The organism is Streptomyces cahuitamycinicus (assembly GCF_002891435.1).
GTDB lineage: Bacteria > Actinomycetota > Actinomycetes > Streptomycetales > Streptomycetaceae > Streptomyces > Streptomyces cahuitamycinicus.
The window spans coordinates 1-562 of record NZ_POUC01000947.1 but is presented as its reverse complement, the minus strand read 5'-3'; the positions used below and the strand labels follow the sequence as shown (position 1 = coordinate 562).

Here is a 562-nt window from a genome sequence, read left to right as displayed (position 1 = left end):
GGTACGCATAGGGGCGTCACAGCGGAATGGCGACGACCGACATACTGATCATCTCCGCCCGGAACGCTGGAAGGATCGTAGGGACGAGTGGAACGCGTGGACCTCATGCCCCCGCCCGCCGACGACGACTCGGCCCACGGCTGCGACCCGGCCACCGGGGCCCTCGCCGACGCATATGCCGCCGTGCCCCTGCTGAACTGCCTGCTGCGGGAGGTCGCCCGGCCGGTGCGCCGGGAGGGCGGCCATCGCGTCTACCGGCTGCCCGGCGGGGACCGCCTGCTACGGGTGCGCGGAACGCGGCGGCCCGCCGAACCGGAGGCCGGGATCGCGGGCGCCTGGCACCGCCTCGGCCACACCGAGCTGGTCAAGCTCGTCGCCGAGGAACTGCGCCGGCACACCGGGCTGTCCAACCACGAGCTGCCCGCCGAGATGCTCGACAGCCGGGACGCCGTGGCCGCCCTGCTCGCCGCCCGTGCGGGGGCCACCCCGCCCGGCGACCTCTACCTGCGCTCCGAGCAGTCCCTCCTCACCGGCCACACCCACCACCCCGCACCCAAGGCGC

General features: G+C 74.7%; 1 pseudogene. It reads left to right on the top strand.

Annotation, left to right across the window (positions count from 1 at the left end):
- Positions 1 to 87: 87 nt before the first annotated feature.
- Positions 88 to 562, top strand: a pseudogene (locus tag C1J00_RS44020) (IucA/IucC family siderophore biosynthesis protein); the annotation flags it as partial.